The organism is Acinetobacter sp. ABJ_C4_1, from assembly GCF_044538495.1.
Lineage (GTDB): Bacteria > Pseudomonadota > Gammaproteobacteria > Pseudomonadales > Moraxellaceae > Acinetobacter > Acinetobacter nosocomialis_A.
This window is the reverse complement of record NZ_JBIUCQ010000011.1, coordinates 1-23,844: the sequence shown is the minus strand read 5'-3', so window position 1 is coordinate 23,844 and position 23,844 is coordinate 1. Positions and strand designations below refer to the sequence as shown.

Annotated in this window: 20 protein-coding genes; 9 read left to right on the top strand and 11 right to left on the bottom strand. The window is 38.2% G+C overall.

Annotated features, from left to right (window positions below):
- Positions 1 to 70: 70 nt before the first annotated feature.
- Both ACIF8R_RS13260 and ACIF8R_RS13255 read left to right on the top strand, forming a co-directional pair.
- The gene (locus tag ACIF8R_RS13260) at positions 71 to 631 is read left to right on the top strand and encodes a PadR family transcriptional regulator (RefSeq protein WP_396481218.1); all 561 of its coding nucleotides are present in this window, start codon (positions 71 to 73) and stop codon (positions 629 to 631) included.
- A gap of 2 nt (positions 632 to 633) precedes the next feature.
- Positions 634 to 1,551, top strand: a complete 918-nt coding sequence (locus tag ACIF8R_RS13255) for an alpha/beta fold hydrolase (RefSeq protein ID WP_396481216.1) — start codon at positions 634 to 636, stop codon at positions 1,549 to 1,551.
- Between the two features lie 50 nt (positions 1,552 to 1,601).
- Here the strand turns inward: ACIF8R_RS13255 and ACIF8R_RS13250 are convergent, their stop codons facing one another.
- From ACIF8R_RS13250 to argC, 6 genes are all read right to left on the bottom strand, one after another.
- A complete protein-coding gene (locus tag ACIF8R_RS13250) occupies positions 1,602 to 2,657 on the bottom strand; it encodes a 3-deoxy-7-phosphoheptulonate synthase (protein ID WP_000993019.1) in 1,056 nt (351 codons plus the stop codon).
- A 426-nt stretch (positions 2,658 to 3,083) separates the two neighbouring features.
- Positions 3,084 to 3,446, bottom strand: coding sequence for a YnfA family protein (locus tag ACIF8R_RS13245; RefSeq protein ID WP_348888934.1), 363 nt, complete (start codon positions 3,444 to 3,446; stop codon positions 3,084 to 3,086).
- Positions 3,447 to 3,449: 3 nt separating this feature from the next.
- Positions 3,450 to 5,726 (bottom strand): ATP-dependent Clp protease ATP-binding subunit ClpA, encoded by a 2,277-nt coding sequence (clpA, locus tag ACIF8R_RS13240; RefSeq protein WP_396481214.1) that lies wholly within the window; start codon positions 5,724 to 5,726, stop codon positions 3,450 to 3,452.
- A gap of 9 nt (positions 5,727 to 5,735) precedes the next feature.
- Complete coding sequence (gene clpS, locus ACIF8R_RS13235) at positions 5,736 to 6,149, bottom strand: ATP-dependent Clp protease adapter ClpS (RefSeq protein WP_001260033.1); 414 nt, start codon at positions 6,147 to 6,149, stop codon at positions 5,736 to 5,738.
- Positions 6,150 to 6,158: 9 nt separating this feature from the next.
- Positions 6,159 to 6,917 carry a DUF6776 family protein gene (locus tag ACIF8R_RS13230; protein WP_263614982.1) on the bottom strand — a complete coding sequence of 253 codons (759 nt, stop codon included), beginning with the start codon at positions 6,915 to 6,917 and terminating at the stop codon, positions 6,159 to 6,161.
- A 75-nt stretch (positions 6,918 to 6,992) separates the two neighbouring features.
- Positions 6,993 to 8,048 (bottom strand): N-acetyl-gamma-glutamyl-phosphate reductase, encoded by a 1,056-nt coding sequence (gene argC / locus ACIF8R_RS13225; protein ID WP_396481212.1) that lies wholly within the window; start codon positions 8,046 to 8,048, stop codon positions 6,993 to 6,995.
- Between the two features lie 183 nt (positions 8,049 to 8,231).
- Here argC and ACIF8R_RS13220 point away from each other — a divergent pair, with 183 nt between their 5' ends.
- The gene (locus ACIF8R_RS13220) at positions 8,232 to 9,752 is read left to right on the top strand and encodes a hypothetical protein (RefSeq protein ID WP_311087484.1); all 1,521 of its coding nucleotides are present in this window, start codon (positions 8,232 to 8,234) and stop codon (positions 9,750 to 9,752) included.
- Here the strand turns inward: ACIF8R_RS13220 and ACIF8R_RS13215 are convergent.
- Positions 9,749 to 10,429: a SprT family zinc-dependent metalloprotease gene (locus ACIF8R_RS13215; protein WP_396481210.1), complete on the bottom strand. Its 681-nt coding sequence runs from the start codon at positions 10,427 to 10,429 to the stop codon at positions 9,749 to 9,751. The two genes, ACIF8R_RS13220 and ACIF8R_RS13215, sit on opposite strands and share 4 nt — an antisense overlap.
- Positions 10,429 to 11,100 carry a ribose-5-phosphate isomerase RpiA gene (gene rpiA / locus ACIF8R_RS13210; RefSeq protein ID WP_000061060.1) on the bottom strand — a complete coding sequence of 224 codons (672 nt, stop codon included), beginning with the start codon at positions 11,098 to 11,100 and terminating at the stop codon, positions 10,429 to 10,431. Before rpiA ends, ACIF8R_RS13215 begins: the two co-directional genes overlap by 1 nt.
- A 101-nt stretch (positions 11,101 to 11,201) precedes the next feature.
- On the opposite strand from rpiA, the gene ilvA reads away from it, so the two are divergent.
- The 3 genes from ilvA (at position 11,202) to ACIF8R_RS13195 (ending at position 14,898) form a co-directional block, all read left to right on the top strand.
- Positions 11,202 to 12,749, top strand: a complete 1,548-nt coding sequence (ilvA, locus tag ACIF8R_RS13205; protein ID WP_171063662.1) for a threonine ammonia-lyase, biosynthetic — start codon at positions 11,202 to 11,204, stop codon at positions 12,747 to 12,749.
- Positions 12,750 to 12,893: 144 nt separating this feature from the next.
- On the top strand, positions 12,894 to 13,544 hold the full coding sequence (locus tag ACIF8R_RS13200; RefSeq protein WP_311070804.1) for a TrkA family potassium uptake protein: 651 nt from the start codon (positions 12,894 to 12,896) through the stop codon (positions 13,542 to 13,544).
- A 16-nt stretch (positions 13,545 to 13,560) separates the two neighbouring features.
- On the top strand, positions 13,561 to 14,898 hold the full coding sequence (locus ACIF8R_RS13195) for a TrkH family potassium uptake protein (RefSeq protein ID WP_263613853.1): 1,338 nt from the start codon (positions 13,561 to 13,563) through the stop codon (positions 14,896 to 14,898).
- Between the two features lie 44 nt (positions 14,899 to 14,942).
- Here the strand turns inward: ACIF8R_RS13195 and ACIF8R_RS13190 are convergent, their stop codons facing one another.
- The 3 genes from ACIF8R_RS13190 to ACIF8R_RS13180 form a co-directional block, all read right to left on the bottom strand.
- Positions 14,943 to 16,094, bottom strand: a complete 1,152-nt coding sequence (locus tag ACIF8R_RS13190) for a phospholipase A (protein ID WP_233929886.1) — start codon at positions 16,092 to 16,094, stop codon at positions 14,943 to 14,945.
- A 20-nt stretch (positions 16,095 to 16,114) separates the two neighbouring features.
- On the bottom strand, positions 16,115 to 19,054 hold the full coding sequence (locus ACIF8R_RS13185) for an insulinase family protein (protein ID WP_396481207.1): 2,940 nt from the start codon (positions 19,052 to 19,054) through the stop codon (positions 16,115 to 16,117).
- Positions 19,055 to 19,305: 251 nt separating this feature from the next.
- Entirely contained in the window at positions 19,306 to 21,396 is a 2,091-nt protein-coding gene (locus ACIF8R_RS13180) for a TonB-dependent receptor (protein WP_396481206.1), read from the bottom strand.
- A 237-nt stretch (positions 21,397 to 21,633) separates the two neighbouring features.
- On the opposite strand from ACIF8R_RS13180, the gene ACIF8R_RS13175 reads away from it, so the two are divergent.
- Genes ACIF8R_RS13175 through ACIF8R_RS13165 form a run of 3 tightly spaced genes read left to right on the top strand, consistent with a single transcriptional unit; the run spans position 21,634 to position 23,597 of the window.
- Positions 21,634 to 22,638 carry an adenosine kinase gene (locus tag ACIF8R_RS13175; protein ID WP_396481204.1) on the top strand — a complete coding sequence of 335 codons (1,005 nt, stop codon included), beginning with the start codon at positions 21,634 to 21,636 and terminating at the stop codon, positions 22,636 to 22,638.
- A 16-nt stretch (positions 22,639 to 22,654) separates the two neighbouring features.
- Positions 22,655 to 22,963, top strand: coding sequence for a Rieske (2Fe-2S) protein (locus ACIF8R_RS13170; RefSeq protein WP_002050689.1), 309 nt, complete (start codon positions 22,655 to 22,657; stop codon positions 22,961 to 22,963).
- A gap of 25 nt (positions 22,964 to 22,988) precedes the next feature.
- Positions 22,989 to 23,597 (top strand): OB-fold-containig protein, encoded by a 609-nt coding sequence (locus ACIF8R_RS13165; protein ID WP_086377691.1) that lies wholly within the window; start codon positions 22,989 to 22,991, stop codon positions 23,595 to 23,597.
- Positions 23,598 to 23,844: the final 247 nt, after the last annotated feature.

The following is a 23,844-nucleotide window of genomic DNA, read 5'->3' as shown; positions in this document are numbered from 1 at the left end:
TTTGACTTTTATGCAACATGTTGCATAATCTTATGAGTCACACTTTACTTTTGCTTACAAACGGATTGCCATGTCACTTCCTCATGTTTTACTGACCAGCTTATTAGAACGACCAAGTACAGGCTTTGAACTTGCCCGCCGTTTTGACCGTTCTATGGGCTTTTTCTGGAATGCCACACATCAGCAAATTTATCGTGAACTCAACAACATGCTTAAAAAAGGCTGGGTCTCTACTTTAGAAAATGATATGGATAGCGGCCGAAAAAAAACTTATCAAGTCGAACAACTTGGGCGTATAGAACTCGCTTCATGGATGACACAGCAAAGTGAACCTGCACAGCTTAGAGATGACTTAATGGTAAGATTGCGTGCTGAGGCGCAATTGAGCAATAATCAAATATTACCCGAACTGTTACGACATCTTGGTTTACACCAAGAAAAGCTCAAGCTTTACCAAAGTATTTACGATAAAGATTTTAAAGATAGTGATGACTTGAATGATCGAGTGTTATATATCCACAAAATGATTTTGGAACTCGGTATTACCATGGAAACTGAGTGGATTAAATGGTTAGAACAAGTCATTCCTCAATTAAAACTTTTTGCTCAAGATAACGTATCTGGAGAATAACCATGCCTTATTACACCATGCCCGATCAGGAAAGTTTATTTGTACGCCGTGTTGGTCGTGGTGAACCAGTATTAGTATTATCTGGTTTAGGTATGCAGAGTTGGCAATGGCTACCATTTATCTATGCGAATCGCAAAGAATATGAGTTCATTATTCCTGACTGGCGTGGTTTTGGCGGTTCAAAAAATTGTGCAATTCCCGACCAAGATGCCATATCAAGTCACTGGCAAGATGTTGCTCATTTAATTGAACAGCTAAAACTTGAGAACTTTATTTTAATGGGTTACTCAATGGGTGCCACCACTGCAATGCATGGTATGAAGCATGCCCATCTCGCACAGCAGTTAAAAGCGTATTTACACATAGATCAGACACCAAAAATATCTGTAGATTCAACATGGCAATATGGTTTATTCGGCCCTTTACATACCCAATTCAAACAACTACTTAATGATATTTATCAATTATTATCAACGCACAAAAATGCTAAGTATCTTTATGAATTAGCGCTTCCAGACCGCCAAGAATTGGTACGCTTATGGGTAGATTTTATTGAATTGCAAAGTAGCAATCCATTTAGTCCTTTTGTTTTTAAAACTGCATTAAAACAACCTTTTTTACAGAAGTATTTGCTACCAATTCAACGTTTAGACTATTTATTTTGGTATGTCGAAAATTATCTTTTCCACAATGAAGACTATCGTGAAGCACTTCAGCAACTACAGTGTCCAACAACTTTCTTTATTGGGCGTAATTCGACACTTTACCCAGAAACTGGTCAAACACTTATTGCACACAGCGTTGAACATGCAAAAGCAATTTATTTCGAACGATCAGGCCATACGCCATTACTAACTGAACCGAAAAAATTCGGTCATGAAATCACGACGTTCTTGTCTGAGCTTAAACAAGCTTCGTAAAATAAAAAAAGGATCTGCTAAAACAGATCCTTTTTTAAACCAATAAATCATTAAGCAGAATGAGCTAACTCATTTGCTTTTAATTGTTCAGCAACATTTAACAAAAGCTGTTCAGTTTTATCCCATCCTAAACAACCATCTGTCACTGACTGACCATACGTCATTTCACATGAAATCTTCTGATTACCATCAACTAAATGGCTTTCAATCATGACACCCTTCACCTGAGTTTTTAAGCGTTCAGCAACGATTTGCTGCAAAACCTCTGGCTGACGTAAAGGGTCTTTACCACTGTTGCCATGACTACAGTCAATGACTAAGGCAGGAAGATTTTGTTTATGTTTTTCACGTATTGCCTGAATTGAAGCTAAATCATAATTAGGGCCATGATTCGCTCCACGCAAAATTAAGTGTGGCAATGGGTTACCAGCACTCTGAATGACAGAAGGTAAACCTTGCTGATTCATACCTAGAAACTGGTGCTCATTTTGTGCCGACTGAATAGCATCTAAAGCAATTTGAATTGAGCCATCTGTACCATTCTTGAAACCAATGCTGTATGGCATGTGACTTGAGATTTCACGGTGAATTTGAGACTCGCTGGTACGAGCACCAATTGCGCCCCAAGCCAATAAATCATCAAAATAACCCGTTGCCATTGGGCTTAGAATTTCACTCGCAATTGGCAAACCCTTTTCAATAATTTGTAAATAAAGCTCACGTGATTTTTCTAAACCTAATTGTAGATTAGATGATCCATCAAGATTTGGATCATACATATAACCTTTCCAACCTACAGTTGTACGTGGCTTTTCAATATAAGCACGCATTACAATGAATATTTGATCTTTTACTTTTTCTTGTAATTTTTGCAGTTTTTCTGCGTATTCAAGAACCGCAACTGGGTCATGAATTGAACATGGTCCTGTAATAACCATTAAACGCTGATCTTTACCAGCAAGAATATTTTGAATAATTTGACGGTGTTCTGCAATTTGACGTGCGAAGGTCTGCACAAGCGGATATTTAGCTTTTAACTGGACAGGTAAACTAACTGGTGTTTCTTTTGTATTACTTTGAGTTAGTAGAGTATTTAAAGCATTCATTGGTCTTTTCCTTTGGACTGAAACCGAATCAGTCCGATCATTTATTTGAGCGTTTTGGATCTATTCGTTGGCAAAGGTAGGCAAAAGTAAAACCAATAAAAGTTGCTAAAGTATGAATAAGTCATGTTGTTCATTTTGAATTCCTCGATTTGAAAAAGATAAAGCATAAAAAAACCTGATCGGGGTTGCCGATCAGGTATTAACTGTGATGGGCAACTTTCGTGCCCGAATACGCTCAGGCAACTATCTAAATTGCCAGAAATAAAAGTAAGCGTTAGAATTCACAGATTGATTTAACATCTTTATCTCAAATATTAAAAAATGTTCCTTAAATCTAAAATACGCATTGTTGATGAGTTTGACAAGTGTTTTTTGCGAAAATATTTCTTACTTTTTCACTTAAAACTTAATTGACCACTTTCATAATTAACGAATTAATCCTTGCGGCTGTAAAATAATCAAACTTGCACCACAAAGCACAATAAAGCCACCTAAAATATCCCATCTCGTTAAAGCAACCTGATCTACAAAACGAAGCCACATCAGCGCAGTAAAAATATAAATACCACCATAGGCCGCATAAATTCGTCCAGAGGCTGCTGGATGTAATGTAAGTAACCAAACAAAGACAGCTAAACTTAAGACTGTCGGCAACCACAACCAAGCGGACTTCCCTTCTTTTAGAATAAGATAAGGAAAGTAACACCCTAAAATCTCAGCGATTGCAGTAATAATAAATAACCCGAACACACTGAGTATTCGGGTTATAGAAAAACTATCAATTAACATAAATTAAGCTGGTTCTGCCGTGTGGTGATCTTCAAAAACTTCAAGTTTTAGGCCAACTGCTTTGCCATCTTCTTTCCTCACTGATACCGCCACATTACCGCCATGATCTGCAAGTTCACCAAACAGAATCATTTCAGCTAATGGTTTCTTCAAGTGTTCTTGAATGAGACGTTGCATTGGGCGAGCACCCATTAAACGGTCATAACCATTGGTTGCTAACCAGTCACGTGCACTTTGATCTACATCTAGAACTACACGTTTTTCATCTAGCTGTGCTTGTAATTCTGTTAAGAACTTATCAACTACAGATTCAATCACTGTGGTTGGTAAAGCTTTGAACTGAATAACACTGTCTAAACGGTTACGGAACTCTGGTGAGAATGCACGTTTCATTGCTTCTTGGTTGTCCGAGCTATGATCTTGCTCTGTAAATCCAATGCTTGCACGAGAAATACTTTCTGCACCAATGTTTGTAGTTAACACAATAATGACATTTCTGAAGTCTGACTTACGACCATTATTGTCCGTCAATGCGCCATGATCCATGATTTGCAACAACAGATTAAACACATCAGGATGTGCTTTCTCAATTTCATCCAGCAATAAAACACAATGTGGATTTTTATGGATCGCGTCTGTGAGCAAACCGCCTTGGTCATAACCTACATAACCCGGAGGAGCACCAATTAAGCGAGAAACAGCATGACGTTCCATATATTCAGACATATCGAAACGAACAAGCTCAACACCTAACAATTTGGCTAATTGCTTAGTGACTTCAGTTTTACCTACACCCGTTGGACCAGCAAATACAAAGCTACCAACAGGCTTGTCTGGTGATTTCAAACCAGCACGTGACAACTTGATTGCAGAAGCCAATGCAGTGATTGCTTCGTCTTGACCAAATACAACACGTTTTAGGTCACGCTCAAGATTTTCAAGCACTGATTTATCATCTTTAGACACAGTCTTAGGCGGAATACGCGCAATTTTAGAAACGATGTCTTCAATATTTTCAACAGTAATTAAGCTATCTTCACTTTCTGCTTTTAAGCGGCGTTGTGCGCCTGCTTCATCAATGACATCAATTGCTTTATCTGGCAAGAAACGATCATTAATAAATTTCGCAGAAAGCTCAACCGCAGAAACCAAAGCTTTGTCGTCATACTGTACGTGATGGAAATCTTCAAACTTAGTTTTCAAGCCACGTAAAATATCAATAGTTTCAGAAATGCTTGGTTCATTTACGTCAATTTTTTGGAAACGACGAGATAACGCATGATCCTTTTCAAATACCTGACGATATTCTTGGAAAGTCGTTGAACCGATGCAACGTAAAGTACCATTTGCCAAAGCTGGTTTAATGAGATTCGATGCATCCATAGTGCTGCCCATACTTGAGCCAGCGCCAATGATCATATGAATTTCATCAATGAATAAAATCGCGTTTGGATTTTTCTTCAAAGCATTTAGCAATTGTTTTAAACGTTTTTCAAAGTCACCACGGTATTTTGTACCTGCGACCAATGCACCAATGTCGAGACTATAGACTTCTGCATTGCTCAGTGGTTTTGGTGCTTTACCATTTACAATGAGCCACGCAAGGCCTTCTGCAATTGAAGTTTTACCTACACCCGGATCACCGACTAGCAATGGGTTGTTTTTACGACGGCGGCAAAGAATTTGTGCTGTACGCTCAATTTCTTTTTCACGACCAATGAGTGGGTCTGTTTTTCCTTTTTGCGCTTCAACATTTAAATTGAGCGTATAAAGTTCCAATGGCCCAGCATTGCCTGAGTTGCTTTCACCCTCAATGTCTTCAACTTCTTCTTCGACCTGAACTTCGTCTTTACGTGTCCCATGAGACAAGTATTGAGTCAAAGTTAAACGATTAATTTGATGACGTTTAAGTAAATAAACAGCAAAAGAATCACGCTCTGAGTACATTGCGACCAAAACATCCGCACCTTCGACAGTACGATCACCACCACTTGATTGCACGTGGAAAATTGCACGTTGCAAAATGCGGTCAAAACTTTCTGTTGGATGTGGAGCTTGCTCGCTATTTTCGCCAAGCTTAGGAGTATGTTGTTCTACATATTCTTCTAATTCTTTACGTAAAGAAACAATATCAGCTCCGCATGCCTTTAATGCATTCACAGCCGAATCGTTATCGAGTAAGGCTAATAGTAAGTGTTCAACTGTAAGAAACTCATGTCTCTTTTGACGAGCCATGCTAACAGCCAAACGTAATGATACTTCTAATTGACGACTGAGCATGTGACCCCCTTATGCTTTAGGCTCAATCTGGCAAAGTAATGGATGACCTTGCGATCGAGCGTAATTATTAACAAGGTTTGCCTTGGTTTCCGCGATGTCTCTTGGATATACCCCGGCAGTACCTTTACCTTCATAGTGTACTGTTAGCATTACTTGAGTTGCTTGGTCAAGATTCATTGCAAAGTATTGTTGTAAAATTTCAATTACAAAGTCCATTGGCGTGTAATCGTCGTTCAATAATACTACTGCATATAAGGGTGGACGCTTGAGTTCGGGAGGTGCTGTTTGAACAACAACCTCTCCGTCATGATCTTCGTTTTGCGAATCACTTAAGCGTGGATTGAAGTGCCAATCGACATAGCCAGACTGCTGAAAAGAAGCCTTAATATCTTTTAAATTTGTTTGACGCTTATTTGTTCGCATATGATGTTACTATTGTGAATTTGCTTCAGCTTGAGGAATTTCTGCAACAAAAGCAGAAGGTGTTTCGACAGGTTTACCACGCTGCCAACTAAAACGTTTAATCACTGGTGTCTCAGAACCACCTGTTAAACGCACTTCAATATATTGAGGTGTAAAGCCCTTAGGCATAGTCCAACGGCCAGTCAAACGCTCAAAATCAGTGAAGTTAAAGTTCTTATCTTCAAGTGGCACAACCAAAACTTCAGTATCTTTAATCAGTCTTATTTCAACTGAACCTGAAGCACGGCGTTTACTTGGACTCACTTGCACCAGATCAAGCTGATATTCATAAGCATTTTCTGGTAGTGGTTTAATTGCCAAATCCTGAATGGTTAAGCTTAAACCACCACGTTGTCTTAAAATTTCACGGTAGATATTACTCATACCTTGTTGTTGTGTTTTATCAGCATTGGCTTGATTAAGTGCTGTAAACAAGTCATTCGCATTTGTAACAGCAACATCACGCTCTTGTACAGCAGCATTCAGGCTTTTGTTGACTGCATCTAACGCTGTTTTTTGTTTTTGCACTACTTCAACCAATTGCTCTGCATCTGCATCGTAACCTACAACAGTTAAACCTTGACGGTGCCCAATTGTATAGCCGAGCGCAAAACAACCACTCATTAAAATAGCAGCACCAATAAACAAAGGCTTATTGGTATTCAAAAATTTTTTCTTTTGCAACGAACTTTCTACAGAAGTCGTCTGTTCCGAGTTTTGCATCGTCATCTCAGTGTTTAAGATCAGAGTCAAGACACACATTTAAATCGAAATTTAAATGTGTGTGAAGCAAAAAAGAGTTTTTTATGGTAATAAACCAATCCCTTGTAAGCCTTCATCTTCATTAAAGCCAAACATAAGGTTCATATTTTGTACAGCTTGACCAGATGCACCTTTTACAAGATTATCTTGAGCCGCCAAAATAATAAGTTTATTTGGTTGTGGTTTATACAAAGCAATACGTAATTCATTTGCTCCACGCACACTGCGTGTTTCAGGTGAACTATTCGCAGGCATGACATCTACAAATTTTTCATTTGCATAGAAGTTTTCATACAAAGCTTGTAAGTCTGCTTGCTTACCTGCCTCAGTCAAGTCCACATAAATTGTACTCAACATACCGCGAATCATTGGTACCAAATGCGGTACAAATAAGAGCCCTTCAAAGCCACCTTTTTGCCCAGAAATATTTTCTAATGCTTCGACAATCTCTGGATGGTGACGGTGACCTGCAACACCATACGCTTTAAAGTTATCGGCATTTTCACTATAAATCATGCCTAAGCTTGCTTTACGGCCAGCACCAGAAACCCCTGATTTTGCATCAATAATAATATTTTTGGTTTCAATCAATGCTTGTGCAGATTTTAAAAGTGGAGCCAAACCTAATTGAACAGTTGTTGGATAACAACCTGGATTACCAATGACTTGAGCCTGTTTAATTTTTTCACGATTTAACTCAGTTAAACCATAAACAGAATCTTTTAGTACATCTGGGCACGCATGTTCCATGCCATACCATTTTTCAAACTGTTCAAGATTTTGCAAACGAAAGTCCGCTGCCAAATCAATAACTTTGGTCCCTGCTTCGATCAAATCTTTTGCATGCTGCATCGCAACACCATGTGGGGTCGCAAAGAATACAACATCACATTCTTTTAATGCATCAATGTTTAAATCTGAAAATTGAAGATCTGTATGCCCACGTAAGTTTGGGAACATATCAGCAACTGGTTTGCCTGCTTCTGTACGTGAAGTCAGAACTCGAACCTGCGCTTTTGGATGTCGTAATAAAATACGTAATAGTTCAACGCCTGTATAACCAGTTCCACCAACAATTCCGACAGAAATCACGTGCATTACCTCAAATATTGAATCTATACTTGCGGTAGTATGACAGGATGTCCAGGCTTACAAAACCATTTCATGCTTGGTAATTTTAATTTTTTTATTTTTTAGCGTTAATTACATAGCACTTGCTGGTCTGTCAGAACCAAACAAATATCAGTAAATAAATACCAGATTCATTTTTGGAGAGCTAGGATGCTTGATCAATCAAAACAAACAAAGTTGTGCACTTATCTCGGCCTTAGTACTTTAATTTTAAGCGTAGCCCTTGTTGGATGTGGTGGTGGCAGTAGTAGCGGAGGTTCATCTAGTACCCCAACACCAACTGTGCCAACTCCTGAAGTTATGACAGATTTTACGCTTAAAACCCCTGTCGAAATGCGCAATGTTCAACTCAAAGTCTATGACAATACCGACAATAGTATTTTGATTGATACCCAAGTTGCCAGTTTAACAAGTTATAATATTAAACTTCCAAGTACCAAGTTGAATCGGCTTTATCGAGTAGAAGTCACAACTCAAGCTTCATCTCAGGTATTTGATCCAATTAATTCTAAATATGAGAACATTTCTGGCGTCTATCACGCTTTTATTACTCCAAGTTCAATAAGCAATAAAACGCAGCCGATTAGCCCAAGTTCAGAAGCGATTTATCAGCGTGCCGTAATTCGTTCAGGCCAACTTCCACAAGAAACGATAGACCCGACCCGTATTGAACAATCACATGTTGATTTGGCTTCTCAAGATGTTTACACCGCTCTTATTAGTGCGTTTAAAGATGCTGCTATTCCAAGCTTAAGCCCAGCTAGCCCGCTGACTGTACTAAATTTATTACAGTATTCAACTAAACAGCCTAGTACTTATGTAGATAGCTATCTGAGTTTTGGATATTTACAATACTGGAATACGATTCATGGTAGTACCAATGCATATCAAGAACTTACAAATAGTCTTGCAACCGATTTAAAAGATGGATATTTAGACGGCAAAAAACTTAATGGTGACAATACGACCATGACACCTATTTTTAGTCCATCGCCAGATAATATTGACCCTGTAAAAAATACGCTTTTGGACATAGCAGCCAATCAAAAAGCGTCTCGCGATTATTTTGCTACCAATTTAAAAGCTGCCACATTGCAACTAGCAGATGCACAAAGTCAGTCCAGTTTAGATCAACCAGGATATGTTCTTTTGCAGAAAAAACTCTATTCTGGAGTTGTGCCTTCTGGAAATACGACTGATTTTTTCCGTATAGATGGTGCGGGTGATTACCGACGTGCCGTAGGATTTAGTGGTATTACAACAAGTTGTAATGGTTCGGCTTATCCATGTAAACAAGGCTTAACCAGCATCAATATAGCTGACCCTAAACTGCCTGCTACGGACTATTTAGTTGGTCACTATGAAAACAGTGCATCGGGTTGCCAACTTAATTTTCGTGCTAATGGTCAAATTGAGTTAATTCAAGGTTCACAAAGTTATCGTTCTGCCTTAAGCGCAGATAGTACAGACAACTTACTGCAAACAGACGCTGCAAGTTATAGCTACTTACTTAACTCAAGTTCATCTGAACCCAACAATTCAACACAGCAATATAATTTTATACAGCTACATATTAAAGCGAATAAGATTGTCAGTGCTCAAGCAGGCCTTGATAGCCGCAAAGCACCGGATGTATTACAGACAACACAATTAGAATGTAGCTTTAACTAAGCTGTGACATACCACCACGCAGGCAATGGATTACCTTTTAATTGTCTGCGATGCTGCATATAGTGAGGGTCGAACTTTGCAACTTCGGCCCAAAATTCAGGGCTATGGTCGAAGTGTTTAGTATGTGCTAACTCATGAATACAAACATAACGGGTAATTGGGGCTGGCATAAGAACCAGACCTGCATGCAGCATAATATTATGTTGACTACTACAACTTCCCCAACGAGTTTTAGGACGTCGAATTGCACATTCAGCATAACTTAACCGTGTTTTTTGGCTAAGCTCTGACAAAAGTTCTGGTAACTCTTGTTTGGCATAAGCAATCACGGCATTTTGTAAAGCTTGGTAAGGTTGTTGGTCTTTAATAAATAAATAATTATTTTCCCAATCAAATTGAAAAATGCGATGTTGTTTTTGCACCACAACTTGAAAAGGCTGTTCTCTGTTGAAAAAAGAAATTTCTGAAGGAATCTCAAACGACGTAGACTGAACGTGTTGCTGTTTACTCCACGTCTCGATCAACCATTGTTCAGACTGCGCCAAAAACTGCTGAATTTGTTTTTTACTACAAAATAACGGGACCGTCAGTCTTATAGACGCAGGCTCAACACGTAAGCGCAATTTTCTTGCCCTTACGTGACGAACAATTTTAATTTCTGGCATTTCCACAGACATTACTGTGCAGTACGCTCTTCAATACCATTATTTGTCGCAACAATAGCAATTGTTGCTGGGTTTAACGCAAAAATACCGTTAGTCACAACACCCGGAATATTATTGATGGTCTTTTCCAAATCAATTGCATTTAAGATGTTCAAATTAAATACATCTAAAATAACGTTTCCGTTATCTGTTACCACACCTTCACGATAAACCGGATCACCACCTAAGCTGACCAATTTACGAGCTACAGCAGAGCGCGCCATTGGAATTACTTCTACTGGTAATGGGAAATCACGACCAAGTTGATCAACCCATTTCGAATCATCAACGATACATACAAATTTTTTAGCAATTGAAGCTACAATTTTTTCACGAGTTAATGCTGCGCCGCCGCCTTTAATCATATGCATGTGACGATCAATCTCATCTGCACCGTCAACATAAGCATCAAGGCTGCCTACATGGTTCATATCAACCACTTCAATACCTAATTTTTTAAGACGATCTGCTGTTGCTTGCGAACTTGCCACAGCTGCCTCTAATTGTAGTTCAGGTAATAAATCAATTAAAAAATTTACAGTACTTCCAGTTCCTACCCCCAAAATGCCACCTTTGGGTAAGTGTTTTAAAGCAGCTTTAGCAGCAGCTTGTTTCTTTTCATCTTGGGTTGCATATAGGCTCATTACATCACTCAACTATTTTTTGACATTTATGCGCCAATAAACGGCGCAAATGCACAAGGGTTTGCTACAATAATTTCCTATTTTAAACTGTTATAGGGAAGATGAACATGCTGTCTCGTGTGGTACGACAAATTTTACAAGCAACGGTTTATGATGTTGCAATTGAAACACCTCTCGAAGCAGCTCCACGAATTAGTCAAAAATTAAATAATACAATTCGTTTTAAGCGTGAAGATTTACAACCTGTTTTTTCTTTTAAATTACGCGGTGCTTATAACCGTATTAGTCAAATACCGAAAGATCAACTTGAGCGTGGTGTAATCTGTGCATCTGCGGGCAACCATGCGCAAGGCGTGGCATTGTCTGGTCAACGTTTAGGCATTCCTGCAATTATTGTTATGCCAAGTACAACTCCTGACATTAAAGTTCAAGCAGTTAAACGCTTGGGTGGTCAAGTTGTATTACATGGTGATAGTTTTGATGTAGCAAATAAATACGCTCAGCAACGTGCCGAAGTTGAAGGTCTTGTATTCATTCCACCCTATGACGATGAACTTGTTATTGCTGGTCAAGGCACAATTGCAAATGAAATCTTACGTCAATGGCGTGATGTAGAATATGTCTTTGTTGCTGTAGGTGGTGGTGGCCTAATTTCAGGTGTAGCAGCTTACCTTGGTGAAGTTGCACCACATGTAAAAATTATTGGTGTTGAATATGAAGAGTCTGCTTGCTTAAAAGCAGCACTAGAAGCAAATGAACGCGTAATATTGCCACATGTAGGCTTATTTGCAGACGGTACAGCGGTTGCACAAATTGGTGCTTTACCATTTGATATTATTCGTCTTCGCAAATCAGATAATTCTGGCCCAATTGTTGACCCAGACATTGTTACTGTAAATACAGATGAAATCTGTGCTGCAATTAAAGATACTTTTGATGAAAACCGTAGCATTGTTGAACCATCAGGTGCAATGGCGTTAGCTGGTATTAAAAAATATGTAGCTGAGCATAAAATTAGCGGTAAAAACATGGTGTCGATTGTTTGTGGTGCCAACATGAACTTTGACCGCTTACGTTACATTGCAGAGCGTACTGAGCTCGGTGAACAACGTGAAGCAATTTACGCGGTTACACTTTCTGAAGAAAAAGGTGCATTCTTAGGTTTCTGCCGTGCTCTACAAGGCCGCAATATTACCGAGTTTAACTACCGCGCAAATAACACAGAAGAAGCACAAGTTTTTGTGGGTATTAGCTTAAAAGGTGGTGATGCTGAACGTCATGAAATTTTAGAGCAGCTTAAACAGCAAAATTATGTTGTCGATGATTTATCTGATGATGAAGTTGCTAAATTGCATATTCGTTACTTAATTGGTGGTCATGCCAATCTGGATGATGAAAGATTGTTCCGTGTTGAATTCCCTGAACGTCCGGGCGCATTACTCACCTTCTTAACTCGTTTAGGTCCAACCCACAATATTACCTTATTCCATTACCGTAACCACGGTGCTGCTGAAGGTCGTGTATTGGTTGGCTTACAAGCCACAGATGCCAAACAAAATCCAGATGGCTTAATTGAAACCCTAGAGCAAATTAGTTATCCATATGCAGAAATTACTGACAATGTGGGCTATAAGCGTTTCTTAAAATAATCTCTGATTTTGATAAAAAAGCTGACAAATTTGTCGGCTTTTTTATTATTTAAGCCCAATATTTTCTATATTTACATTGCTTCTCTTTATCTCAAAGAAAATATCATTAAAAATAAAGCCCTAATTAAGTATAAAAGGTTATTTATGGCACAGTTCGCGGTCATCGGCTTGGGAAGTTTTGGAGCAACAGTTGCTCAAGAACTCACAAAATTAAATCATGATGTTATTGGCATTGATACAGTCAAAAAGAATGTTGAAAATCTTGCCGATGTTTTAACTCATGCTGTCATTGCTGATGCTACAGATGAACATGTACTAGATGAATTAAACATTCAAAATTGTGATGCGGTTGTTGTTGCAATTGGTGAAGATATTGAAGCCAGTATTTTATGTGTGCTGAATTTAAAAAATCTCGGTATTGATAAAATTTGGGTAAAAGCAAAAACCAAAGCCCACCACACAATTTTATCTCACCTTAATATCAATAAAATTATTCATCCTGAAGAAGATATGGGCGTACGTGTTGCTCAAGCACTCAATTACCCAATGGTAAGTCGGTACATGTCTTTAGATGATGATCACTATATTGTGAAAATTGATATTCCAGAGAAATTAAATGGCATTAATTTGTATGGGATTATGCAGCAAGCACCACAAGTTAAAACATTACTTGTAAAACGAAAGCAGCAGATTTTATTTGAAACTGAAGAGACTTTTACCTTACAAACGCATGATATTCTTATTTTGGAAGGTCATTTACAGCAACTTAAAAAACTTTCTAATTGTTTCCTATAAAAAACGAACCCCAAATATGTCTCTTAAGCCTAAACCACATAAAACACTAAATCTAAGTCCACCTTCTCTTTTAGCACTGGGCTTTCTAGGCTTTATTGTCTTTGGCACATTATTGCTTAAACTTCCTATTGCCAATAACGGACATGTTAGTTGGATGGATGCTCTATTTACAGCAACCTCAGCAGTCACGATTACAGGATTATCTGTTTTAAATATTCATGAATCTTTTACGCTTTTTGGGCAAGTCATTATTTTATTACTAATTCAGTCCGGCGGTTTAGGCTTCATGACTTTTGCCATTTTAGCCGCACTAAGCCTTTCGCCTAAAATTGGTCTTAAGCAGCAAATGATGGCCCAAGACAGCCTTGGCCAAACCAGTTTATCAAAAGTGACTTTTGTGGCTAAAGGGGTTGTGACCTACACTCTCCTATTTGAACTGATTGGAATAGTCATTCTCACGTGCGCATTTACGCCTGCTTTTGGCTTCGCTCGTGGTTTGTATTATGCAATGTTTTATAGTATCTCTTCGTTTAATAATGCCGGTTTTTCATTATTTAATAACAGTTTAATGGGTTTTCAAAACAACTACGTGATCTGTCTTACGGTGAGTTTGCTTTATACAATAGGTGGACTTGGTTTTTTAGTTCTCATGGACATTAAACAAAATAAAAAATGGAAAAAACTTAGCCCAAACAGCAAACTGATTTTAACGACTATTGCCATTATTAATTTAGTCGCTTTTATTTTAATTTGGGCTATGGAAGCACAAAACCCTCATACATTAGGCATGCTAAGCGTAGGTGATCAAGCTTTACATGCTTGGTTTCAAGCGACTGTTCCGCGATCTTCAGGGTTTAACACCATTGATACAGGAGCAATGACCAATAGTAGCTCTTTGCTTATGATGCTACTGATGTTCATTGGTGGTGGTTCATTAAGTACTGCTGGCGGTATAAAAGTGGGTACTTTTGTCATATTAGTTTTAAGTGTACTGTCTTTTTTAAGACGTACCGATGAAATCAGGGTTTTCAATCATTCTGTTTCCCACGAAACCACTTATAAGGCCTTAGCAGTTACCGCGATTACCAGCATACTCATATTTATTGGGTTCTTTATACTTTTGCTTTTAGAACCGAAAGCCGACTTTATGAACTTATTATTTGAAGTGGTATCGGCAGCATGCACAGTTGGGCTGTCTCGAGGGATTACACCAGACTTACATAATGGGAGCTTGTTTATCTTAAGTCTACTTATGTTTGCAGGCCGTTTAGGCCCCTTAACACTCGCCTATTTAATCGCTACTCCTAAAAAGAGTCGTCTCAAACATCCTCAGGCCAACATTCAAATTGGTTAATAAAAAAGCCGCTGTAAAAAGCGGCTTTTTTATAGGCTTCGAACTTAGTACCAGTTCATGAGTGAAACACCCAAACCTGCATAAGTTGCACGGTGGTTATAGTCAATTAAGCTTTCACCATATCCATTAAATAACTGGAAGTGACCACGCAACTTACCACTGATTGGAAATGCCCAGTCAAACTGAACTGCACCATGAGAGTCATCACCACCTTTTAAAGAGTGACGTAGCATTAGCGAGAAATCATTGTCTTTCCACTTATAAAAAGCAGTTAAATCACCTCGCCCAATATAATCTTCAATATCAGGGTTGTTATCATCTTTACTTGCTTCGTTAATACGTACCCAAGGACGAAGCATTACGGCAAAATTGCCACGCTCTAAGCCCACATTAAAGATGACACGGTTCCAGCTACGAGATAATGGATCTGAACGACCATTTGACTGGTGATTTAAAGTTACACCTAATAAACGACCATCTAAACCAAGCAACTCATAGTTTGTTCTAAACATTAAGCTTGCTTCAGGCTCATAATTCGTTTCACGGAAAGGACGAGATTCTTTAGAGTTAAATGTCTGCCAACGTGATGATTGAGTATAACCTACCCATAAATCACCATTGTTGCCGAAAATATTTTCCCAAGCTTTAGTTTTTAAAGAAATTTGAAATTTAGTTTCGGTAGATTTCAAATCTTGAGCTTCTTTAACGGTGTTATTGGGATTTGGGCTACTTGGAAATTCATTTTTATCGCTGGTCCAAAATACAGGCAGCAAATAGACAGGCTGATAAGCTCGAATGTTCCAAACACCAAGTTTACTTTTTTCAGATAACTCCCAACGTTGATCTAATAAAGAAGTAGTAGGTTCAATTTTTGGAGCCTTCCCTATTACTTTAATATTACTAACTGTATCTACAACCTTCTCTTTAAATGTTTCAGGCTGAACAGCAGGTTTATCAATTTTTTTAACAGGCTCTGGTACTGCTGCAGCTTGAACAGCCGGTAAAGCTGATGGCTTAAATACAGAGTCATAACAAGCTAGGCGATCAGCATTTGAAGCGAGGGCAACACATGCATCTACGGTCGCAGGTTTTACAGGGGCTAAGGTGTCAGCATATGCCACCGACGCACATAAACAGCTAAGCAGGGTTCCCATACTTAGCTGTAAAGATGTGCGTTCAAATTGTCTGAACGCCATGTTCATCTCCAATTTTTATTTTAATTAACTTGTTTAATCGTAAAGCCCAGTTGTTGCAATTCATCACGTTTTGCAAAAGGTGCAACCACAGCTTTTACAGGTGTTTGTTCAATTAAATATTGACGTGCGACACGTTTTAAGTCTTCTAAAGTCACATGCAATAATCTTTCACGTAAAGTACGACGGAAAGTTGGAGTTCTTGCATGTAACAGTGCATAACATGCTGTAATTGCTTCACCAGCTGGTGAACCAGGTTTGTCCATACTCGCCACCAAACCAAGAATTGCTTCTTCAAGCTGATGAGGTTGTTGCTCTGTATTTAACAACCATTGCACGCTCGCTTCAAAGTCTTTAAACGTCTCAGCTAAACGTGGGTCACGGTAACTAAAGAAACGGAATGAACATGCATTTCCATCATAACTAGCACCACCACCATAAGCACCACCTTTTTCACGAATAGCACTGTGCAAGAAACCATTACGCAAGTAGGCTGCCAACACCATTAAAGGCGCAGCATCTGGATGGGATACGTCCACAGCTTGATATGCAGAAGCACAGAACTGAACATTGGTTTGAATTAACCATGCTTCATGTTCATTATCGTTTTCTTGCTCAACTTGAGTTAACTCAGTCGCTGCTGTATCAACGTTTAGCTTATCCCAAACATTTTGAATTTCTTCAACTAAACGATCTGACTGATGCTCTTCACATACCAACAAGAACTGTTTAGGTGCTTGCAATAATTTGGTATGGATATGCTTCAATTCAGCAATAAGTGCATCATAAGCGGCATCGTCTTGGGTAATTTTAGTAACAAGCTCACCTAACCAGTTCAACGCACCTAAGCCAGTGTTTTGATAGTCACGTTGAGCCAATGCACTCATGTTACGAGAAGCAATTTGCATCGCATAACTATGGCCCGCGCCCGACAAACGAGACTGCCAGCGTGTCTTACGTTGTTGCAATAACTCAATAATTCGCTCTTTTTCATCAAAACGAAGTTGTTCAAATGCTAATTTTAACAAATGAATCGCATCGAACTTCTGAGTTAAAGATTTAGTCGTTAAAGTTAACCAAGCACTAATTTTGTCTTTGTCGTCAACTTTACTGCGTAACGAAGCACCCATTCCCAAACCACCACTTACAGCTGTTTGTAAGTTTTGGAGTTCAAGATAATCGTACTCACCTGCACCAACCTCTCCCATTAAAATAGAGAGCAAATTGAAGTATGGTGATTTAACCACATCATCAGGAATCTGAATTAGGACTTGTTGATAGTAAATACCATTCGTTCCAGCATGATACAAATTCAACGGCGTATCCATTCGATTACAGATAATTTCACGCAATTGACCTTGTACAATATGCAAGTCAGCTGGAACGTCTTCTAAACCTACTTTTGGTAACAGCTCAAGATTGTCTGGTGTATCTTGACGCTCTTGTAACGCTTTGGTTTTAGCAATGATCTCTGCTTTGTCTTCTTCAGTAAGCTTTTCACCAATCGCGGCTAAACGTGCTTTTTCAGCTTCTTGCTCTTTTACTGACTTGGTTGCATCCGGTACTAAAGTCATTTGTACACGGTGCGGGTTATCTAACAAATGTGTTTGAATCAGATTAGATAACCACATTGGGTCTTGAAGTTCTTCTTTGACCTGAGCAATCGCACTGTCAACATCCCAAATCTGAATTGGGTCATTATGGTGAATAGCACCACTTAAACCGTTTAAGATTAGGCTTAAGCCATATGGTGTGCCGTCACCATTAATTTCACGTTGATGCAACTCAATTTGATGCAAAATCGCATCAACCAAAGCTGAATCAATTGGTTTTGCAGCCACTTCACGTAAAATGTTTAAAACACCATCTTTAAAGCTTTCTGCATACTCTGGGTTTGAACCTTGAACACCACAGTAGAATGTCATTTCAAAATTACTGTCATCTACGCCCATTAATGGACCAGTTGACTGAGCATAACCACAAGTTTCTAAATAATGACGTAGTGGTGACGCTGAGTTTTCAAGTAACACACCTTCGACCAAACGCATACCTAGACGTAGTTTGATATCACTCGCTTGTGGTAACAACCAAGACAATACATGGTAAGTTTTGTCTTTCAAATCATCACCATCAACAGCATAAGTTTCAGTGACTTCAACAGGTGCCGTTAAGCGTTTTTCTGGTTTCGAATATAAAGTTGTACCCGCAGCAAACTTATGTAGAGCTAGTTTTTCAAATTGCTCTTGTAACTCATACGCTGTTTGGTTACCGAAAGTCATAAATACCGCATTACTTGGATGGTAATGAGTTTTATAAAATTCGACTAACTGTTCATACGTTAAGTCAGGAATATCTTTAGGATCACCACCTGAGTTATAGTGATATGTAGTTTCAGGGAATAGATGATGAGCCAACTGATGATAAAGCTGATCAGATGGCGCACTCATCGCACCTTTCATTTCATTGAAAACTACGCCTTTATATACAGGCTGATCATTTTCAAGTTCAATACGAATACCTTCTTGAGCAAAATCAAGAGGATTTAAATTTGCTGAAAAAGCAGCATCTAGATAAACAGAGAGTAAGTTTTGGAAATCTTTCTTATTTTGCGTTGCAAATGGATATGCTGTCCAATCTGCTGCTGTAAACGCGTTCATAAATGTATTTAATGAACGGCGAATCATTAAAAAGAATGGGTCACGTACAGGAAACTTTTCAGAACCACATAAAGCGGTATGCTCTAAAATATGTGCAGTTCCTTTAGAGTCCATAGGTTGTGTTCTGAACGCAACAAGGAATACATTTTCATCATAATCAGTTGCCAAGTGATAATGCACCGCACCTGTGATTTTATGCTTATATTCAGACACTAAAATATCTAATGCTTCAACATGGTGCTGACGTAGCAACTGAAACGCAGGGTGAACAGTTTGAGAAATGGTTTCAGTGACATCTACAGTCATGTGATCTCCTAACATATCGGATAAGTGAATAAGTCTCATTATAGCCTGAGTCAGCTTGAGATTGGCGAACAAAAGCCAAGTAAAATACTATGTTTTTGTTGAGTATTAGTTTTCATAGGCATAGCTTTGATATCAAGCACATAGCCAGCTTAGTTGTATCCTAGCAGAACAAAACCTTTTAATACTATCTATATCCTATACAACAAATAAAAAAGCTCATCATTTCGATGAGCTTTTTTGATATTTTTTAATTAAAAACGATAGCGAAGAGCAACTTGTGCATTTAATGGGTCACCCATCATGTTTGAATCATTTGCTCCACTATGACCTGAAACAAAATAATCGCGATCAAACAAGTTATTTAAGTTCAAGTTCACATCATAACGTTCACTTTGATAACCTAAGGCCGCATTCACAACTGCATAACCTGGTAAAACGTTTTTGTTATCTGGTGCACTAAAGCGCGATGATTCACCACGACCACCTACAGCTGCATACCAATGATCATTAATTTGATATTTTAACCACAGGTTAGCAGTGTTATTTGGTGTAAGCGCTGAGTGATTACCCGTAAATCCAATGGTCGACTTTTCAATCTTACCATCCATATAAGAATAGCCAGCTAGCACTGACAACTGATCGGTCAACTGACCTGTTAACGAGAGTTCAACACCTTTAGTTTTTTGCTCACCTGCTAACAGTGCTTGCGTTGGATTAGCTGGATCTTGGTTTTGAATATTGGTTTGGCTCATTTCAAATAAAGCCAATGTCACATTCAATTGGTCATTTACATCCCACTTCGCACCGACTTCAACATTTTCAGTTTTTGTAGGGCTTAAATCAGCACTATTTGTATATAAGACAAATGAATCAGCTAAAGGCTGGAAAGATCGATTATAAGAAGTGTAGAGTGAAATATTACTTACTGGCTGATAAACCAATCCGATTCTTGGAGAATAGGTGTTATCAGTTCTATTTAATATTTGAGACTTCACTTTATCATTGCGATCTTGAGATAGATTGTCATAACGTAAACCAACTAAAACTTTAAGCTGGTCTGTCACTGTCATTAAGTCTTGCAGATACACGCCGTAGTTTTCAAAGGTATTGCTATTGTTATTACGCGCAACTGTTGTTCCGGTATTAATAGGTGCCCAGTACTCTAATTTAGGATCATATAAATCAGTGGTTGTTTTAGCACCTTGCCAAAGTATCTCATCTTTATGCTGCTTGCTATATTCGGCACCAATTAAGGTATTGTGCTTTAAGAAACCTGTATTAAATAAAGCGCTCAACTCTTGTTGAACATACACACCATCTTCATTACGCAAGCGTTTATTTTGAGTCAAAGTAATTTTTGATTTATCAGCAGGATGCGTATCAACACTATATTGACGGTCTAATGAGTAGTTATAATGGCGAACTGCACCATGATATTTGAGTTGATCATTAAACTCATGATCCAGACTTATAGTTTGACTTGAGATTTCAGTGTCAACATCCCCGACTTCTTTACCGTTTAATGCACCATAAAAAGTTTTAGGATTTGTTTTAACAGGTTTACCTGTAATTGGATCTGTCGGGAAGCCTTGATCAGCTAAACGATCATCATGCAAATAGTCAGCCTGAAGTAAAAGTTTAGTTTTATCGCTAATATCCCACTGTACTGATGGAGCTACCGCCTGACGTTTTAAAAAGGCCTGATCACGATAACCATCAGAGTCTTCAACTGCACCAGTTAAACGAACCTTAACATTCTCTACTACTTTTTCATTCACATCGACTTCTGCACGGCGTTGACCTGTAGTACCACCAATCAGGCTCACTTCACGCAAAGATTGATCCATTGGTTTTTTATTAATTTTATTGACCAAACCACCCGCTGAACCACGTCCATAAAGTACAGAAGCAGGTCCTTTTAGTACCTCAACTCGTTCAACATTTGACATATCACGAAAATACAGTGCATCATCGCGAATACCATCTACATAATTATCTGTGATTGCTGAGAAACCGCGAATCATGACCTGATCACGCTGTCCATCACCGACACTAAAGCTCAAACCAGCAACGTTTTGCAAGGCACCTTGCATAGATGTCACTGTCTGCTCTCTTAAAATTTGTTTCGGTACAACATTTACAATTTGAGGAACATCTTTTAATTGCATAAGTCCTTTAGTTGCACTTGATGCTTGTCCCACTTCTTGTTTTAAACTGATTTCCTTCTCAGCTTTGACTGAAATTGTTGGAAGGTTAGTTACCGCCTGTGAGTCTGCTTCTGCAGCATATACATGGCCTGTTATAACCCCAACTGACGAAATAAATAAAATAGAACGTTTCATGTAAGTTCGCTATGAATAATTTCAGGCGAAGTTTCAATGAAATACTATACGTTTGTAAATATTATCAAGAATCATTATTAATTGATAATATTTATTAAAAAGAATATTTTAATTGCTTAGGCAAACAATAGAACTCTGCTATCCGCTGAATTCCCTGAATTTTATTCAACAAACTACAGCAAATGTGAGCAATGGTGTAAACTTATCGATCTGATTTTTTATTCTGTGACAACACATATGGCAACTGTAGATCTTTTTGCAATTGGTAATGCATTAATCGACCAAGAATTTAAAGTGTCTGATGATTTTCTTAGTCAGCAAGGCTTACAAAAAGGCACAATGCAGTTGTCTGATGGTGAAACACAATCTGCTTTATATGAAAATTTAAAGCAAACTCAAGATTATAAAGGCCAAGCAAGTGGCGGCTCTGCTGCAAACACAACTGTAGCCTTTAGTGCATTAGGTGGTAGCGCTTTTTATGGGTGTCGCGTTGGTCATGATCAATTAGGTGAAATTTACCTACAAGGTCTAAATGATGCAGGCATCCAAACCTCGCCAAAGTCAATCAGTGAAGGTGTAACAGGTACCTGTATGGTACTTATTAGCCCAGACTCTGAGCGTACTATGCATACCTATTTAGGTATTACGGCTGAACTCTCTCAAGATCAAATCGATTTTGAGCCACTTAAAACAGCAAAATGGCTTTATATCGAAGGTTACCTTTCTACAAGTGAGACAGCACGTAAAGCTGTAAAACAAGCTCGAGAAATTGCAAAAGCTAACGGTGTTAAAATCGCTTTATCTTTATCAGACCCAGCAATGGTTCAATATGCTCGTGAAGGCTTAGAAGAACTTATGGATGATGGTGTAGATTTATTGTTCTGTAATGAGCAAGAAGCTTTAATGTATACCAATACCGCTACAGTTGAAGATGCTCTCACTCAATTGCGTTTTAAAAACCATACTGTTGTGATTACGCAAAGTGCAAAAGGTGCTCTAGTTGCCAACCCAACTCAACATTTCCATGTTCCAGGCCGTCATGTCGAAGCTGTAGATACAAATGGTGCTGGTGATGCTTTTGCGGGTGCATTCCTTTATGCATTAAACCATCAAGAAGACTTAACTGCTGCTGCACAGTTAGCCATCTTAATTTCGAGTGAAGTTGTGTCTCAATTTGGTCCTCGTTTAGCCATTAATGACTATGCTAAACTTCTCGAAAATTTTCAGAAGGAATGTGCTTGAAATGGAAAGGATCTGTATGACGGAAGAAGTTCCTGAGCGTGAAGCTAGAGCTTTTGACACTTTACAAGGAACTACTATTTTCATTACACAGCGTGATGGCTCATTCTATGCCTATCAGAATTTATGCCCACATTTACAAACCGAACTTGAATATTTAGAAAATCAATTTCTAGACCAAGACAAAGAATATATTCAATGCTCTACTCACGGTGCTTTATTCAACGTGGAAACAGGCGAATGTATTTCAGGTCCTTGTTTAGGTGATTTTTTAAATAAAGTTGAGATTAAAGTACATTCAGATGGCGGTATTTATATCGTAGACTGAGATCATCAACATTAGAGTTTCTACCATGGCTGATTTCTTTTTTAATTATTATCTTATGCCATTTCATTTAAGTGTTGTGGCTTTGATATTGCTCAGCGTGGTAGAAACCATTGGTATGTATATTGGGTTACGCCCAAGCCAACTACTAAAAAAAATTGCACCAGATTGGCTTACTAACTCGCCATTACTGAATGTTAAGTTTTCTAAAGCTCTAATTTTCGTTTTTTTACTTATTAATTTCAGCTTTGCAGGTTATTTCTTACAACTCTCTTTCTTTGCAATACAGCATTACTTTATTACTCCTTTTTATTTAATTATTCCTGCGCTGGTCATCGCAATCTTTTTTACAGTGTTTATGATCCACTGTCTTGACCAAGTGATTAAACCAAAGCTTACCCATACCAATTACAATCTGTTAGGACGACTAGCGACGATTTCCAGTGGCAGTGCCAGACCCGGTTTTTCAGCTCAAGCGCGTGTCCGTGATGAGTTCGGTCAACTACACTATGTACAAGTTGAACCAGAATTTGGTGAGTTAGAACTATATTCTCAAGTGATTCTTATTAAAGTTCATAAAAGCCATTACGTTGCCAAGAAAATTTCTCTCTCAAACGATCTTTTCGCTCCTGATTAATTATTTTTAATTTCTGTAGCCTTTTATCGCTTTTTACAGGCTTTATTACTTCTCTCTATCCTATTATTTTCTTTAATTAAAATTAATCCAACTATTTTAGTTTGAAATAAAATCATCTTTATTATATCCAACCATTTTAATCAGAATTAAATTTAACCATACTATTTTAATCAACTTAATTTATTTATTTACAAGTGTTTTAGTTGGATTTAATAATCAATTCATACCATTTTAGTTAGATATTTTA